The sequence below is a fragment of the Nocardia sp. 149-1B genome, assembly GCF_057747975.1.
The window spans coordinates 3,099,723-3,114,659 of record NZ_CM173233.1; the positions used below are offsets into that span (position 1 = coordinate 3,099,723).

The following is a 14,937-nucleotide window of genomic DNA, read 5'->3' on the forward strand; positions in this document are numbered from 1 at the left end:
GCTACCAGAGACGTTAGGACAGCCTTACCTCATCGTGACCGGGGTCCCACCGGAGCAGACGCCAGCCGTCGGAGTCGGCCTCGAGCGCGGCGAACCCGGTGGCCGGCAGCACGACGTCGTACGCCGAGAGCCGAGGCAGCCCGCAGAGGCCGGGCACGCTCCCGAGGATCGCGCCCCCGTGGCTCACCACCAGCGCCGCCTCGCCGGGGTGGGCGTCGGCCACCTCCCGCAGGACGTCCTGCACCCGGGCGACGACGCCCGCGACGGTCTCGCCACCCGCGATCCGAGCGTCCTCGTCGCCCTCGGCCCACGCCCGGAAGACCGGTCCGATGGTCGCCGTCTCGTCCCCGTCGGTGCCGGCGAGCGACCCGACGCCGTACTCACGCAGCCCCTCGCGGACCACCACGTCGACCCCCAGGGGCCCGGCTGCGATCTCGGCGGTCTGCACCGCACGCGACAGCGGACTGCTCCAGACCCGGGCGATCCGCTCGCCGCGCAGCCGCTCGCCCAGCTCGCGGGCCTGCTCACGACCGCGCCGGGTCAGGCTCCCGCCGTCGTCGGTGACCAGACCCGTCTCGTACTCCGCCTCACCGTGGCGGGCGAGGAAGATCCGAGCCGGACACTGGAGCGAGCTCATCCGAGGCCGTTGGCCTCTCGGATCACGTCCACGATGCCGTCCATGATCTGGGTCATCCCGAAGTCCTTGGGCGTGTAGACCGCGGCCACGCCGAGCTCGCGCAGGCGGCGTCCGTCGGACTCGGGGATGATCCCGCCGACCACGACCGGCACGTCGCCGAGGCCCGCCTCGCGGAGACCGTCCAGCACCGCCGGCACCAGCTCCATGTGCGAGCCGGACAGGATCGAGAGGCCCACGCAGTGCACGTCCTCCGCCACCGCGGCGGCCACGATCTGCTCGGGGGTGAGCCGGATGCCCTGGTAGATCACCTCGAACCCGGCGTCGCGGGCGCGTACGGCGATCTGCTCGGCACCGTTGGAGTGGCCGTCGAGTCCGGGCTTGCCGACCAACAGCCGCAGGCGGCCGCCCAGCTGCTCGCCGGTCTCGCGCACGCGCTCGCGGACCGCGGTCAGCTCGGCCCCGGCCTCCGCGACGACGGCCCCGGAGACGCCGGTCGGGCCGCGGTACTCCCCGAACACCTCCCGCAGGGTGCCGGCCCACTCCCCCGTCGTCGCCCCGGCGCGGGCGGCGGCCAGCGTCGGGCCCATCAGGTTCGCGTCGGTCTTCGCCGCGGCGGCCAGCTCCTCGAGCGTCCGGCTCACCTCGGCCTCGTCGCGCTGCGCCTTCCACGCCCCGAGGCTCGCGAGCGCGCTCTTCTCGGCCTCCGGGTCGGCGGCCATGATCGCCCCGTCGAGGTCGGCGGTCAGCGGCGAGGGCTCGGTCGTCTCGAACTTGTTGACGCCGACGATGATCTCCTGACCGGACTCGATCCGGGCGCGCCGGGCGGCGTGGGAGGAGACCAGCTCGGACTTCATGTACTCCACGGCCGCGATCGCACCGCCCATGGACTGGACCCGGTCGATCTCGGCGCGGGCGCCCTCGACCAGCTCGGCGACCTTGGCCTCGATGACGTGCGAGCCGTCGAAGATGTCGTCGTACTCCAGGAGGTCGGACTCGTAGGCGAGGACCTGCTGCAGCCGCAGCGACCACTGCTGGTCCCAGGGCCGCGGCAGACCGAGCGCCTCGTTCCAGGCCGGCAGCTGCAGCGCCCGGGCCCGGGCGTTCTTGGACAGCGTCACCCCGAGCATCTCCAGCACGATGCGCTGCACGTTGTTCTCGGGCTGCGCCTCGGTGAGCCCGAGCGAGTTGACCTGCACGCCGTAGCGGAAGCGGCGCATCTTGGGGTCCTGCACGCCGTAGCGCTCCCGGGTGATCTCGTCCCAGAGCTGTCCGAAGGCCCGCATCTTGCAGGTCTCCTCGACGAAGCGGACACCCGCGTTGACGAAGAAGGAGATCCGTCCCACGACCTTCTCGAAGTCGGCCTCGTCGACCTGGCGGGCGTTCTTGACCTGGTCGAGCACCGCGATCGCCGTGCAGAGCGCGTAGGCGAGCTCCTGCGTCGGCGTCGCCCCCGCCTCCTGCAGGTGGTAGCTGCAGATGTTGATCGGGTTCCACTTCGGGATCTGGTGGACCGTGTAGGCGATCATGTCGGCGATCAGCCGCATCGAGGCCTCGGGCGGGAACGCGTAGGTGCCGCGCGAGAGGTACTCCTTGATGATGTCGTTCTGGGTGGTGCCGGCCAGCTGGGCGGCGACCTCCTCGGGCGACAGGTCGGGGTTCTGCTCCTCGGCGACCACCTGGTACATCGCGAGCATCCACATCGCGACGGCGTTGATCGTCATCGACGTGTTCATCGAGGTGAGCGGGATGTCCTCGAAGAGCCGGCGCATCTCGCCGAGGTGCGGCACCGGTACGCCGACCTTGCCGACCTCGCCGCGGGACAGGGGCGAGTCCGGGTCGTAGCCGGTCTGGGTCGGCAGGTCGAACGCGACGGACAGGCCGGTCTGCCCCTTCGCGAGATTGGTGCGGTAGAGCGCGTTCGAGGCCGCGGCGGTCGAGTGCCCGGCGTAGGTGCGCATCACCCAGGGGCGATCCTTGGCGGGTCGGTCCTGCTGGGGGCGGTCCGTCTCGGTCATGCGTCAGAGGGTAGGACGGGCCCTACCGATTGGTAACCGCCCACGCGTGTGGCTTATCCGACACGGTCACGCGGAGACAGCGGCCCGCTCGACCTCGACCACCCGGATCAGGCGCGAGAGGTGAAGCATCCGGCGTACGGCGGGGCCGCAGCCGCGCAGCGTGAGGTGGTGCCCGTCGCGGCTGGCCTGGCGGGTCGCCACGGCGAGCACCTTGAGGGCGGTCATGTCGATCGTGGTGACGTCGGTGAGGTCGACGACGACGTCCTCGTCGTGACCTCCGAGGAGCTCGTAGATCGCGTTGCGGGCCTCCCACGTGCTGCGCACGTCGAAGTCTCCGCTGAGGAGAAGGGTGGGTCCGTCGGTGATGATCTGCATGCTGTGCCCCGTCCTCCGGGGCCCAGAGACACCCCGGCTGCTCCACCCGTGGATGGCGTGCCTGTCACCCACTATGACGCGTGCAACACCGAGGAGGTTGCGTCACTTCCCCGGAAATTTCCGTCGTGTCGCGTCCGCCGGCCTCCCGGGACCGGTACCCGTCGGGGAGCGGGCACTCCCGGGAGCGGGTCGGCCAGCACCGGACGGCGCCGTGGAGCGTCCGCCCAGCCGTGCCCACACGGCGTCGTCGAAGACCTCGTCGAGCCGGGCGATCGCCTGGTCGACGCGGTCGAAGACCGCGTCCGTGGCACCCTCTGCGTCCCCCGCGGTGGTGGCCACGACCGGCGGTCCGCCCGCCGCCCGCATCCGGCGGCGCACCAGTCCTACCCGTCGAGCCCACTCGCCCAGCCGGCGCCGGTGCTCGGCCCGGCTGCGCTCGGCGACGGGGAGGGCGGCGACCCTGTCCAGGGCCGCGCACACCTCACGGAGCGCGACCACGAGGTCGACCGGGTGCGCCAGGTGCCGGTGGCGGGGCAAGGCGCGACGGTGCAGCCGGTAGGTCGGCTCGAGCTGCTCGAGCTGCCCCAGCGCGTGCGCGAGCGACAGCGCGGACGGCTCGAGGTCGTCGGGCTGGGTGCGCAGCGCGGTCAGCTGGGCACCCAGCGCCGCCAGGGCGTCGGCCCAGCGCCGACGGAAGACGTCGGCGCTGCGCACCGGCAGCACCCACCACGAGGCGGCGATCGCCACCAGCGAGCCGAGCAGCACGCCGCCGAGCCGCTGCTCGAGGAGGGAGGTGCCGCTCTGGCCGTAGTACCCGTAGAGCAGGGCCAGCATCGCGGTCACACCCGCCGCCCAGTAGCCGTAGCCGACCGTCCGCAGCGTGAGCGCCGCGGCCATCACCGCGAACAGCAGCACGATCGCCGAGGGATCGCGCGGAGCGAACGCGCCGGCGACCACGGTCGCGACCAGCGTCCCGCCCAGGGCACCGAGCAGACGCTGGAGGCCCTTGTGCACGACGTCGCCGCGGCCGCGGTTGCCGCTGCACACGACGTAGCAGGAGAGCACGCACCATGCCCAGTGGTCGGGGTAGGCCGTCCGGCCGATCGCGAAGGCCGCCGCCAGGCCGGTCGCCAGCTGGACCGCCATCCGCGTGGTCGGCGCGAGCCGTCGCGACGCCGGCGCGCTCGGTGCCGCTGCGGGCGCGCCGTACGGCGCCGGAGGGACGACCCACCCCAGCCGCAGCCCGACCTGGCGCGTCACCTCGACCCAGCCGAGCACGACGAGCGTGACGAGCGCCGGCCAGCCGGTGATGCCGGCGGCCGGCGCGAGGGGTACCGGGACCACCAGGAGCGAGATGAACGGCAGGGCGAGCAGCGTCCCGGTGCTCGACCAGGTCGGTCCGAACCGGCGCAGCCAGACCGAGCAGCTCAGCGCGAGGACGAAGACCGCGTCGCCCCACGTCGGGTGGGAGGACATCAACCGCCCCACGAGCACGCTCGCGATCGCCGCCGCCGGCAGCGCCACCGCGCGCGCCCACGGACGGGACGGCTGGTGTCCGGTGCTGCGCCAGGTCAGCACGGCCATCACCACCGCCAGCACGACGATGTCGTCGCGCAGTCCGGCGGCGTGCTCGATGCGCAGCGCGGACTCCCAGCTCGCCAGCACCGCAACCATCGCGAGCGACGAGTCACGAGACGAATTGATGAACATTCGCTTGCTTGGCACGAGCGGAGCCTACGCTCGGATCCGGAGAAGATGACAAGTGATAACTTGCCATCGTGACATCGCGGAGAGAGGACCGGATCGACGCCGCGGCCACGATCCGGCGCGGGACGGTCCGGTTGGGGCAGCGGCTGCGCGCCGAGCGGGCCTCGAGCACCCTGAGTGGCAACAAGCTGCTGATCCTCAGCCGGCTCCACCGCGACGGCGATCTCTCCTTGAGCCGCCTGGCCGCCGCCGAGCACCAACAGCTCCAGTCGCTCACCCGGGCCGTCGCCGAGCTGACGTCCGGTGCCCTCGTGGCGCGCCGGCGCAACGAGGAGGATCGGCGCGAGTGGCTGCTGTCGATCACCGACACGGGCCGGCAGGCGTTGGCGGACGACATGGCGGAGCGCGACCACTGGCTGGCCGGGGCGCTGGAGACCCTGACCGACACCGAGCTCGGGGTGCTCCGTCTGGCGGCCGATGTGATGGATCGGCTCGCCGACACCGGTCGATAGGCTGCGACACATGGTCAACCTCACCCGGATCTACACCCGCACCGGCGACGGCGGCCAGACCCGCCTCGGCGACATGAGCACCACGACGAAGACCGACCCGCGGCTCGCGGCGTACGCCGACGTCGACGAGGCCAACGCCCACCTCGGACTGGCGCTGGCTCAGGGCGCGCTCGACGAGGACGTCGTCGCGGTGATCACCCGAGTGCAGAACGACCTCTTCGACGTGGGGGCGGACTTCTGCACGCCTGTCGTCGAGAGCCCGGAGTTCCCGCCACTGCGCATCGAGCAGGACTACGTCGACCGGCTCGAGGCGTGGTGCGACCACTACAACGAGGAGCTGCCCGCGCTGCGGTCCTTCATCCTCAACGGCGGCACTCCCGGTGCCGCGCTCCTGCACGTGGCCCGCACGGTCGTACGCCGGGCCGAGCGCTCGGCCTGGGCGGCCTACGAGCTCCACGCCGAGACGATGAACCTCCTCGCGATCACCTATCTCAACCGGCTCTCGGACCTGCTGTTCATCTTGGCCCGGCACGCCAACCGCGAGCAGGGTGACGTGCTGTGGGTCCCCGGCGGCGAGCGTGGCTGAGGGAGCACCCATGGACGACGAGGACGGGTCCGAGCTGGACCTCGGCGTGTGGCTGCAGTGGAAGGCGGGCGAGGTGCCCGTCGGCGTCACAACCGCCTGGGACCCCGAGATGGAGTCGGGACCGGAGGATCTCGAGCTCGGCGACGACCCCGCGGACGGCCTGGTGCCCGTCAACGACCCCGCGTGGGACGAGGCGCTGTCCACGCTGGCCACCGACCCGGAGTTCCACCGGCGGCGCGCACTGATGGGCGGGATCGGGCTGCACGTGGTCGTGCGCGATGTCGCGGAGTGGACCCTCACCCCGTGGCCCAGCGACGAGATGGTCGACGACGTGGTGCTCACCCTCCCGGCGGCCCAGGCGCTCGAGGCCGACCCGCGCGCGGACTTCTACGTCGAGGCCGTCGTCGCCCTGATCACCTCGACCCAGGAGAACCTCGGCCTCGGGGAGTGAGCCGTCAGGCCGCGACGCGGTCGCCGGCCGGGGCTCGGGTGGCGAGGACGGCGAGCGCGGCCGGTCCCATCAAGATGGCGATGGTGAGCAAGGAGTGCAGCGTCCCGACGCTGTCGCCGAGCCACCCCAGGAACGGCGGGCCGGCGAGGAAGGCCGCGTAGCCGATCGTCGACACCACGCTGACCCGCGCCGCGGCACGCACCGGGTCGTCGGAGGCCGCACTCATGCCGACCGGGAAGCCGAGCGAGGCGCCCAGGCCCCACAGCACGATGCCGACGATCACGACCGGGGCCCAGTGGCCGTAGATCACCAGCAGCACCCCCGCCAGGGCGGTCCCGGTCGTGGCCCACAGCACCGGTGCCCGGCCGAACCGGTCCAGCGCCGTCGAGCCCACCAGCCGCCCGGCGGTCATCGCCGTCACGAACAGGGAGAACCCGGCGACCCCGACCCAGTGCGCGGCGTCGTACCCGTCGACGAGCGCGAGCGCGAGCCAGTCGTTGGCGCTGCCCTCGGTGAGCGCGAACGCCAGCACCATGACGCCGATCGCGAGCGTGCGCGGCTCGAGCCAGGCCGAGCGCGCGGGAGCAGCCACCTCCTCCGCGGGCGGCGGGGGCAGGAAGTAGCGGGCCGCCACCAGCACCGCGCCGAACGACAGCACGGCGACCGTGGTCACGTGGACCTCGATCGGCACGTGCAGCGCGGCCATCGGGACGCCGAGCCCGGAGCCGGCGATCGTGCCGAAGCTGAAGCCGGCGTGGAAGCGCGGCATGATCGTGCGGCCCAGGTGCCGCTCAACCGCCGCGCCGTCGACGTTCATCGCGACGTCCCACACACCGGTGCCGACGCCGTAGAAGAACAGCCCCACCGCGGCCACCGGACGGACCTCGAACACCCCGATCGAGATGGTCGCGAGCGTGAGCCCGACCGCGGACGACGCGGCCCCGAGCCGGACCGCGCCGGCCGGACCGACCCGCGCGATCAGCCGCCCCGCGGACGGCAGGGCGATCACCGATCCGGCCGAGATCGCCAGCAGGAGCAGGCCGAGGCTGCCGTTGCTGAGGTCCAGCGTGCTGCGGATGTCGGGCACCCGGGAGACGAACGAGGCGAAGCAGAACCCGTTGAGGACGAAGACCACGGCGACGGCGTTACGGGCGGGGAGAACGGCGGGCACGGGTCCAGCCAACCCGATCGGGGTCCCGCTCCCCAAATCCTTACTTGACCGGTCCAGAACGGGCTCAGAACCCGTACGCCGCGCGCTGGTCGCGGACCCAGGCAGCGACCAGCGGCACGTCCCAGTCGGCGGCGAGCGCGAGCGCGTCCTCGGCGTGCCGGGCGGCCAGGGCGCGCTCGCCGGCCGCCGCGGCCGCCAGCGCCAGGTAGGAGTCGACGGGCCCGAGGGCCAGGGCGGACCCGGCACAGGCGTTGAAGCCCGCGAAGGGAGCGATCCGCTCGTAGGCGCGCCCTGCGAGCTCCCGCTCCCCCAGGTAGAGCGCGAGCTCGGCGGCGTGGCACCACGCCAGCAACGAGATGTCGTTGTCGTGCTCGAGCGGTGCGCCCCGCTCGGCGTACACCTCACGCGCGCGGTCGTGCTCGCCGGCCCGCCAGAGGTAGACCGCGATGCTCGCGGCGAAGGGGAAGGCGGCGGAGTCGAACGCCTCCAGCATCGGGACCATCTCCAGCGACCGGCCCTGCCAGAGCCGCAGCGCGAGGTGCCCCGCGGCGATCGCCTCGTCCGCATGGGTGTGCTCGAGGCGCTCGCCCAGCCTGCGGAGGTGCTCGATGATCCGCTCGGCGTCCTCGAACCGGCCCGCCATCGCGTGCCAGGGCAGCTCGAGCCCGTCGAGCACGATCTCCCCGAACGCGATCCGCTGGTCCTCCGCCGCGGCGCGCGCGACGGCGGCCGCCGCCCACATCTCCCGCGGGTGGCCCAGCTCGCTCAGCGCAGCCGCACGCAGGCACGCCGACACGACGAAGCTGCGCTCGCTGCCGGTCGCTCGTGCCAGGTCCATCGCCTCCTCCACGAGCCCGACGCGCTCGACCACCGTGCGCGGCGTCCAGAGGGCGACGAACGCGACCTGGCAGGCCTGCATCAGCAGCAGCGGGTCACCGAGGCGGCGCGCCATCGCCAGGCCCTCGTCGCACAGGGCCCGCCGCTCCGCGAAGGACACCGTCACGTAGAGCTCGTTGGCGAGGGCGAGCATCGTGCGGCAACGCAGGTCGCTGTCCTCGGCCGGCAGCCGCTCCAGGCTCCCCCGCAGCGCGGCGACGACCTCCTCGTTGACCTCGCCCGGCTCACCCGAGCGCCACAGCACACCCTCGGTGGTGGCGATCGCCGCGCGCGCCACCGCCTCGGGATCGCGCAGCCGCTTGCCCACGACGATCGCCTCCTCGACCGTGCGGACCAGGTCGGGCAACCGCGCCGACCAGCGATACGCCTCGATGAGGGCCATGAGCACGTCGAGGCGGTCGCGCAGGCCGGCGCCGGGGTCGCCGTCGAGCGAAGCGAGAGCACCCTCGAGGAGCCCGGCGGCCTGGTCGTAGGCGTGCAGCCGGCGGGCGACGCCCGCGGCGTCGACGGCGGCACGCCAGGCGCGGTCTGCGTACGACGGCCCCGCCTCCCGCCAGTGCCAGGCGAGCTCGGTCTCCCGGCCGGGCGCTCCCGAGATCGCCTCCGCCACCCGGGCGTGCGCGCGGGCACGACGGCTCGCACTCAGTCCGGCTCGCAGGGTGTCGCGCACGAGCGCGTGGGAGAAGAGGTACTCGTCGATCCCGTCCTCACGCACGAGCCCCGCGGCCTGCGCCGGCTCCACGACGTCGAGGAGATCGTCCTCGTCGATCCCGGTGACCGCGGCGAGCGTCGGGGTGTCGAAGCTGCGGCCGATGATCGCGGCGGTCCGCAGCGTGGTGACCGTGCGCTCCGGGAGCCGGAGCAGCCGGCGGTTGAGCACGTCCGCCACCGCGGTCGGCAGCTGGTCGCGCACCGCACCCGGGTCACCGCGCTCACCGACCAGGCGGGCCAGCTCGACCAGGAAGAACGGGTTGCCGTCGGTGCGCTCGCGCAGAGCCGTCGCCTGGTCCCCGGACAGCTCGCGGCTCGCCACCGACTCGTAGACGGCGGCCACGTCCTCGGCCGCGAGCCCGCCGAGCCGGATCCGCGCCGCGTGCATCCGGGCGAGCGTCTCGGCCAGCTCGGCCAGCACCCCGGTGGGCTCCGGGTGGGAGCGCCAGGTGACCAGGACCAGGAGCCGTCCCCGGTCGGTGCCCTCCACGAGAAGTCGCAGCACCCGCAGCGTCGAGGTGTCGGCCCAGTGCAGGTCGTCGAGCACGACCACCGTCGTCTGCTCCTGCGACGCCTCCCGAACGGCGTCCGCGATCCGCTCCCAGGCCCGGAACTGCCCGCCGTCGTCGGTCGACTCCGCCGCGGCCTCCGCGAGCACGCTCACGCCGATGCCCTCGAGCACGCTCTTCCACGGCCACAGCGGGGGCGCCCCGTCGTCTTGGGAGCAGCGGCCGATCAGCACCCGCGCCCCACGCGCGCGGGCCAGTGACACCAGCTCGCTCGCCAGGCGGGACTTGCCGATGCCGGGATCACCGGTCAGCACGGCGTACGCCGGGGACCCGCGACCAGCCGTCTCGAGTGACGCGACCAGCGTCGCGAGCTCGTGCTCCCGTCCGGCCATCGGCCACGGGGCGGTCTGCGCGGGCGGCGGCTCCACCGGTGCTGGCGCCTCGGCAGCTGGCGGCGCGGGCACGTTGCCGGGCGCCGGCGCGACCCACTCCAGGGCGGGGTCCTGGCGGAGCACCGCGGTCTGGAGTGCGCGCAGGTCGGCCGAGAGCTCCAGTCCCAGCTCCTCGTCGAGCACGTCGCGCACCTGCTGCAACACCTCGAGCGCATCCGCCTGGCGCCCGGACCGGGTCAGGGCGAGCGCGCGGAGCGCCCAGAGCCGCTCGCGCAGCGGGTGCGCGGACGTGAGTGCCTCGAGCTCGGCGGCGACCGTGGCATGGTGGCCCAGCGCCAGCGCAGCCACGGCCCGCTCCTCGAGGGCGACCAGGCGGAGCTCCTCCAACCGAGCGCGCTCTGCGACCACCGCGGACGCATCGCCGAGCTCGGCGTACGGCGTCCCCCGCCACGAGGCGAGCGCGAGGTCCAGCTCCGCGACGGTCTCGGCCAGCTCCTCGGCGCTCAGCGGCGAGGGTCCCCACCCGCCGAGCGCCTGGAGCCTCCGGTGAGCGGCGATGGCCGTCTGCTCGAACCGGTGCGCGTCGAGGCTGCCCTCCGGGACCCGCAGGGCGTAGCCGGGCGCCACCGTCACCAGCACGGTGGCCGGTGCCCGGCGCTGCCGCTCGGGCTCCATCACCCGGCGCAGCTGGGAGACATAGGCCTGCAGCGTCGCGGTCACCCCGGGCGGCGCGGCCTCACCCCACAGCAGGTCGACGATCGCGTCCACGGAGACCGGCCGGCCGCGCGACAGCGCGAGGGCCGCGACCAGCGCGCGCTGCTTCGGGGTGCCGAGATCCACCGGCACTCCCGCCAGGCTCACCTCGACCGGGCCGAGGACGGAGACCTCCACGGCGGCAGCATAGGGAGGCTCGGCACCACGCGCAGCCCAAGTGGCTCCAAGTCGGCTCGAAGTCGCCTCCAAGTGCGCATCGGCATGGTCGTCCCACCGAACCCCGCGACATGACCGACGTGTCGCCGACGAAGGAGTCACCACCATGACCATCGAGCTCGACGCCACCCAGGGCCCGACGACCTCGACCCACCCCGCCGAGGCGCTCCGCGGCCTGATCGGCGGCCACGTCCACCTCCCCGGCGACCCCGGGTACGACGCCGCGCGACTGCCGTGGAACGTCGCGGTCGACCAGCGGCCCGCGGCCGTCGCCCTTCCCCGCTCGGCGGCGGAGGTCGCAGCCGTCGTCCGGGTCGCCGCGGAGGCCGGTCTGCGCGTCGCGCCCCAGAGCACCGGCCACAACGCCGGGCCGCTCGCCGCGCAGGGCCTCGACGACGTCGTCCTGGTTCGCACGTCGGAGATGACGAGCGCGATCGCCGACCCGGCCCGCGGCATCGTCCGCGTCGAGGGCGGCACCATCTGGGAGCCTGCGGTCGAGGCCGCGGCGGCCCACGGCAAGGCCGTGCTCCACGGCTCCTCCCCCGACGTCGGCATCGCCGGCTACTCGCTCGGCGGCGGCATCGGCTGGTACGCCCGCAAGCTCGGGCTCGCCACCAACAGCCTGACCGCGGTCGAGCTGGTCATCGGCGACGGCAGCCTGGTCCGCGCGGACGCGACGACCAACCCCGAGCTGTTCTGGGCGGTCCGTGGCGGCGGCGGCAGCTTCGGCGTCGTCACCGCGCTCGAGTTCCGGATGTACGACATCGAGACGGCGTACGCCGGACTCCTCATGTGGGACCTCGCGCACATCGAGCCGGTGCTGCGCGAGTGGTCCGCGTGGGCGCCGACCGCTCCGGACGAGATCACCACGGCCTTCCGCGCGATGCGGCTGCCGGACATGCCGGACCTCCCCGACTTCCTGCGGGGCCGTCAGCTGGTCGTCATCGACGGCGCCGTGCTCGGCAGCGACGAGCGCGGATCCGAGCTGCTCGCGGGCCTGCGGGCCCTGCGTCCGGAGCTGGACACGTTCGCCCGGGTGCCGGCCAAGTCGCTGGTGCGCCTGCACATGGACCCCGAGGGCGGCGCCCCGTTCGCCTCGGACAGCGCGATGCTCGCGTCGTTCCCCGATGCCGCGGTCGACGCGTTCATCGCCGAGGCCGGGCCGGACGCGACGACCTCGCTGCTGATGGCCGAGCTGCGCCAGCTCGGCGGCGCACTGGGCCGCTCGCACGAGGGCGGCGGGGTGCTGAACCGGCTCGACGCGCAGTTCCTGACGTTCGGCGGCGGCATGGCGATCACCCCGGAGATGGGCGCCCAGGCGCACGCCGACGCGGTGCGGCTGACCGAGGCTCTCGCGCCGTTCGACAACGGGCGCAAGTACCTCAACTTCGCCGAGAACCCCGTCGACACCCGCTCGGCGTACGGCGCGGACGTCTGGACCCAGCTCACCGGCATCCGTAGCGCGGTGGACCCCCACGGCGTCTTCGCCGCCAACCACCCGGTCCCCCGCCTGTTCGAGGGTGGCCGCCCCACCGCCTGAACCATGCCGAGTCGGCGCATCTGCACCCTCCACCTGTGGAGAACCGCGTGCAGACGCGCCGACTCGGCACTCTCAGACGTGCAGACGCGCCGACTCGGGCGCATTCAGGGGTCAACGCGGGGGGCGGGTCCAGTCGGTGCCGGGCGGACCGGCCTCGAGCCAGGACTGGAACCCCATCAGCGAGGCCGGCGACATCGCGAGCTCGACCACGCCGTCCGGAGTGGTGCAGGAGATCACGACGTGGTCGGGGTAGAGCGACATCTGCTCGGCACCCTCGGCGGCGCGACGGCCGGTGAAGGCCAGCTGCGACCGCTGGAGGACCCGCTTCGGCCGGGGCCAGAGCGAGAAGTAGCGGAACCACTCCAGCGACTCACCGGAGTAGCGGCCGAGCCCGAGAAGCCAACCGCGCCCGGCCTTGGAGGACCGGACGCGGTAGCTGAGCTCGAACGTGCCGCCGTTGCGAGAGAGCAGGCGGCGGCGGAGGACCAGGCCGAGGCCGTAGAGCAGGACGACGCCGAGCAGCACACCGGCTGCGTCCAGCAGCCACTGCCATACCGGCATCCATCCCCCTCATCGGAACCGTGCTCACCCAGGGGTGCACACCTTAGCGGCCTGCACCCGAGCCCCCGACGAGCGGTCGGTCAGGACGCTCGCTCGACCGCCCGGATCCGCGCCTCGGCACGGCGCAGGCGCCGCTCGGCCTCGTCGTTGGCGCCGATCAGGCCGCGCGCCTCCTCCAGCTCGACACGGGCCTGGTCGACGTCGATCTCCTCGGGCAGCAGGGCCCGCTGCGAGAGGACCGACACCCGGTCGTTGGCGACCGAGAGGAACCCCCCGTCGACCGCCGCGACCACGACGCCGGCGTCGGCCGTCGAGATCTCGACGACGGCGTCGGTCAGCACGGAGAGCAGCGGCGCGTGACCGCGCAGCACACCGACGTCTCCCTCGGTGGTCCGCGCGATCACCATCTCCGCCTCGCCGGACCAGACGGTCCGGTCGGCGGCGACGAGCTCGACGTGCAGGTGCTGCCCGGGTTCGGAGGCCATGTCAGAGGCTCTTCTGGATCTCGGCCCACTTCTGCTCGACGTCGTCCAGACCGCCGCACATGAAGAAGGCCTGCTCGGCCACGTGGTCGTACTCGCCGTTCGCGATCTTGTTGAACGCCTCGATCGTCTCCGAGACCGGAACGGTCGAGCCCTCGATGCCCGTGAACTGCTTGGCGACGTAGGTGTTCTGCGAGAGGAACCGCTGGATGCGACGGGCCCGGGACACGATGATCTTGTCCTCTTCGGAGAGCTCGTCGACACCGAGGATCGCGATGATGTCCTGCAGTTCCTTGTTGCGCTGCAGGATCTGCTTGATCCGGATCGCGCAGTCGTAGTGCGCCTGCCCGATGTACTGCGGGTCGAGGATCCGCGACGTCGAGGTCAGCGGGTCCACGGCCGGGTAGATGCCGAGCGAGGCGATCTCACGCGAGAGCTCGGTGGTCGCGTCGAGGTGGGCGAACGTCGTGGCCGGGGCCGGGTCGGTGTAGTCGTCAGCCGGCACGTAGATCGCCTGCATCGAGGTGATCGAGTGACCACGCGTCGAGGTGATCCGCTCCTGGAGCGTGCCCATCTCGTCGGCCAGGTTCGGCTGGTAGCCCACGGCGGACGGCATCCGGCCGAGCAGCGTGGACACCTCGGAGCCCGCCTGGGTGAACCGGAAGATGTTGTCGATGAACAGCAGCACGTCCTGGCCCTGCACGTCGCGGAAGTACTCCGCCATCGTCAGCGCGGACAGCGCGACCCGCAGGCGGGTGCCCGGCGGCTCGTCCATCTGACCGAACACGAGGGCGGTCTGGCCGATGACGCCGGCCTCCTCCATCTCGACGATGAGGTCGTTGCCCTCGCGGGTGCGCTCGCCGACGCCGGCGAACACGGACACACCACCGTGGTCCTTCGCGACGCGGGCGATCATCTCCTGGATCAGCACGGTCTTGCCCACACCCGCGCCGCCGAACAGGCCGATCTTGCCGCCCTGGACGTACGGCGTGAGCAGGTCGATGACCTTGATGCCGGTCTCGAACATCTGGGTCTTGGACTCCAGCTGGTCGAACGCGGGCGCCTTGCGGTGGATGCCCCAGCGCTCGGTGGGCTCGAAGGTCTCGCCCTCCTCGAGGTTGAGGACCTCGCCGAGGGTGTTGAACACCCTGCCGAGGGTCGCGTCGCCGACCGGCACCGTGATCGGGCCGCCGGTGTCGCTGACCTGCGCGCCACGGACCAGGCCGTCGGTCGGCTGCAGCGAGATCGCGCGGACCATGCCGTCACCGATGTGCTGGGCGACCTCGAGCGAGAGGATCTTCGTCTCGCCGCTGAGGGTCAGCTCGCACTCGAGCTTGTTGTAGATCTCCGGCATCGAGTCCACCGGGAACTCGACGTCGACGACCGGGCCGATGACCCGGGCGATGCGGCCGACGCCAGCCGAGCCGGTCTCGCGGGTCTCTTCGATCGTTGCAGTCATGT

General features: G+C 72.8%; 13 protein-coding genes. 4 read left to right on the top strand and 9 right to left on the bottom strand.

Annotated elements, in window-relative coordinates:
- Nucleotides 1-13: 13 nt before the first annotated feature.
- The 4 genes from AC3ANS_RS14820 to AC3ANS_RS14835 form a co-directional block, all read right to left on the bottom strand.
- Nucleotides 14-637: a histidine phosphatase family protein gene (locus AC3ANS_RS14820; protein ID WP_488292350.1), complete on the bottom strand. Its 624-nt coding sequence runs from the start codon at nucleotides 635-637 to the stop codon at nucleotides 14-16.
- Nucleotides 634-2,652, bottom strand: coding sequence for a protein meaA (locus AC3ANS_RS14825; protein ID WP_488292351.1), 2,019 nt, complete (start codon nucleotides 2,650-2,652; stop codon nucleotides 634-636). Before AC3ANS_RS14825 ends, AC3ANS_RS14820 begins: the two co-directional genes overlap by 4 nt.
- A gap of 66 nt (nucleotides 2,653-2,718) precedes the next feature.
- Entirely contained in the window at nucleotides 2,719-3,027 is a 309-nt protein-coding gene (locus AC3ANS_RS14830; protein ID WP_488292352.1) for an STAS domain-containing protein, read from the bottom strand.
- Nucleotides 3,028-3,129: 102 nt separating this feature from the next.
- Nucleotides 3,130-4,737, bottom strand: a complete 1,608-nt coding sequence (locus AC3ANS_RS14835; protein WP_488292353.1) for an FUSC family protein — start codon at nucleotides 4,735-4,737, stop codon at nucleotides 3,130-3,132.
- Between the two features lie 68 nt (nucleotides 4,738-4,805).
- Between AC3ANS_RS14835 and AC3ANS_RS14840 the strand changes: the two genes are divergently transcribed.
- From AC3ANS_RS14840 to AC3ANS_RS14850, 3 genes are read left to right on the top strand one after another with little or no spacing between them, the layout of a single operon-like run.
- Nucleotides 4,806-5,246 carry a MarR family transcriptional regulator gene (locus AC3ANS_RS14840; RefSeq protein ID WP_488292354.1) on the top strand — a complete coding sequence of 147 codons (441 nt, stop codon included), beginning with the start codon at nucleotides 4,806-4,808 and terminating at the stop codon, nucleotides 5,244-5,246.
- Nucleotides 5,247-5,256: 10 nt separating this feature from the next.
- The gene (locus AC3ANS_RS14845) at nucleotides 5,257-5,832 is read left to right on the top strand and encodes a cob(I)yrinic acid a,c-diamide adenosyltransferase (RefSeq protein ID WP_488292355.1); all 576 of its coding nucleotides are present in this window, start codon (nucleotides 5,257-5,259) and stop codon (nucleotides 5,830-5,832) included.
- Nucleotides 5,833-5,842: 10 nt separating this feature from the next.
- A complete protein-coding gene (locus tag AC3ANS_RS14850) occupies nucleotides 5,843-6,283 on the top strand; it encodes a hypothetical protein (RefSeq protein ID WP_488292356.1) in 441 nt (146 codons plus the stop codon).
- A gap of 4 nt (nucleotides 6,284-6,287) precedes the next feature.
- On the opposite strand, the gene AC3ANS_RS14855 is transcribed toward AC3ANS_RS14850, so the two are convergent.
- Together AC3ANS_RS14855 and AC3ANS_RS14860 are read right to left on the bottom strand one after the other, a co-directional pair.
- Complete coding sequence (locus AC3ANS_RS14855; RefSeq protein WP_488292357.1) at nucleotides 6,288-7,454, bottom strand: MFS transporter; 1,167 nt, start codon at nucleotides 7,452-7,454, stop codon at nucleotides 6,288-6,290.
- Nucleotides 7,455-7,518: 64 nt separating this feature from the next.
- Nucleotides 7,519-10,854, bottom strand: coding sequence for an ATP-binding protein (locus tag AC3ANS_RS14860; RefSeq protein ID WP_488292358.1), 3,336 nt, complete (start codon nucleotides 10,852-10,854; stop codon nucleotides 7,519-7,521).
- Between the two features lie 145 nt (nucleotides 10,855-10,999).
- On the opposite strand from AC3ANS_RS14860, the gene AC3ANS_RS14865 reads away from it, so the two are divergent.
- A complete protein-coding gene (locus AC3ANS_RS14865) occupies nucleotides 11,000-12,433 on the top strand; it encodes an FAD-binding oxidoreductase (protein ID WP_488292359.1) in 1,434 nt (477 codons plus the stop codon).
- A 111-nt stretch (nucleotides 12,434-12,544) separates the two neighbouring features.
- On the opposite strand, the gene AC3ANS_RS14870 is transcribed toward AC3ANS_RS14865, so the two are convergent.
- The 3 genes from AC3ANS_RS14870 to atpD form a co-directional block, all read right to left on the bottom strand.
- Entirely contained in the window at nucleotides 12,545-12,994 is a 450-nt protein-coding gene (locus AC3ANS_RS14870; protein ID WP_488292360.1) for a DUF2550 domain-containing protein, read from the bottom strand.
- An 80-nt stretch (nucleotides 12,995-13,074) separates the two neighbouring features.
- Nucleotides 13,075-13,479, bottom strand: a complete 405-nt coding sequence (locus AC3ANS_RS14875; protein WP_488292361.1) for a F0F1 ATP synthase subunit epsilon — start codon at nucleotides 13,477-13,479, stop codon at nucleotides 13,075-13,077.
- Between the two features lies 1 nt (nucleotide 13,480).
- Complete coding sequence (gene atpD / locus AC3ANS_RS14880; protein ID WP_488292362.1) at nucleotides 13,481-14,935, bottom strand: F0F1 ATP synthase subunit beta; 1,455 nt, start codon at nucleotides 14,933-14,935, stop codon at nucleotides 13,481-13,483.
- Nucleotides 14,936-14,937: the final 2 nt, after the last annotated feature.

What these genes read in the sequence shown, in the direction of transcription:
- atpD (WP_488292362.1), bottom strand. Translation starts at nt 14,935, where the DNA reads ATGACTGCAACGATCGAAGAGACCCGCGAGACCGGCTCGGCTGGCGTC.
- AC3ANS_RS14835 (WP_488292353.1), bottom strand. Translation starts at nt 4,737, where the DNA reads ATGTTCATCAATTCGTCTCGTGACTCGTCGCTCGCGATGGTTGCGGTG.
- AC3ANS_RS14830 (WP_488292352.1), bottom strand. Translation starts at nt 3,027, where the DNA reads ATGCAGATCATCACCGACGGACCCACCCTTCTCCTCAGCGGAGACTTC.
- AC3ANS_RS14820 (WP_488292350.1), bottom strand. Translation starts at nt 637, where the DNA reads ATGAGCTCGCTCCAGTGTCCGGCTCGGATCTTCCTCGCCCGCCACGGT.
- AC3ANS_RS14865 (WP_488292359.1), top strand. Translation starts at nt 11,000, where the DNA reads ATGACCATCGAGCTCGACGCCACCCAGGGCCCGACGACCTCGACCCAC.
- AC3ANS_RS14825 (WP_488292351.1), bottom strand. Translation starts at nt 2,652, where the DNA reads ATGACCGAGACGGACCGCCCCCAGCAGGACCGACCCGCCAAGGATCGC.
- AC3ANS_RS14875 (WP_488292361.1), bottom strand. Translation starts at nt 13,479, where the DNA reads ATGGCCTCCGAACCCGGGCAGCACCTGCACGTCGAGCTCGTCGCCGCC.
- AC3ANS_RS14845 (WP_488292355.1), top strand. Translation starts at nt 5,257, where the DNA reads ATGGTCAACCTCACCCGGATCTACACCCGCACCGGCGACGGCGGCCAG.
- AC3ANS_RS14870 (WP_488292360.1), bottom strand. Translation starts at nt 12,994, where the DNA reads ATGCCGGTATGGCAGTGGCTGCTGGACGCAGCCGGTGTGCTGCTCGGC.
- AC3ANS_RS14850 (WP_488292356.1), top strand. Translation starts at nt 5,843, where the DNA reads ATGGACGACGAGGACGGGTCCGAGCTGGACCTCGGCGTGTGGCTGCAG.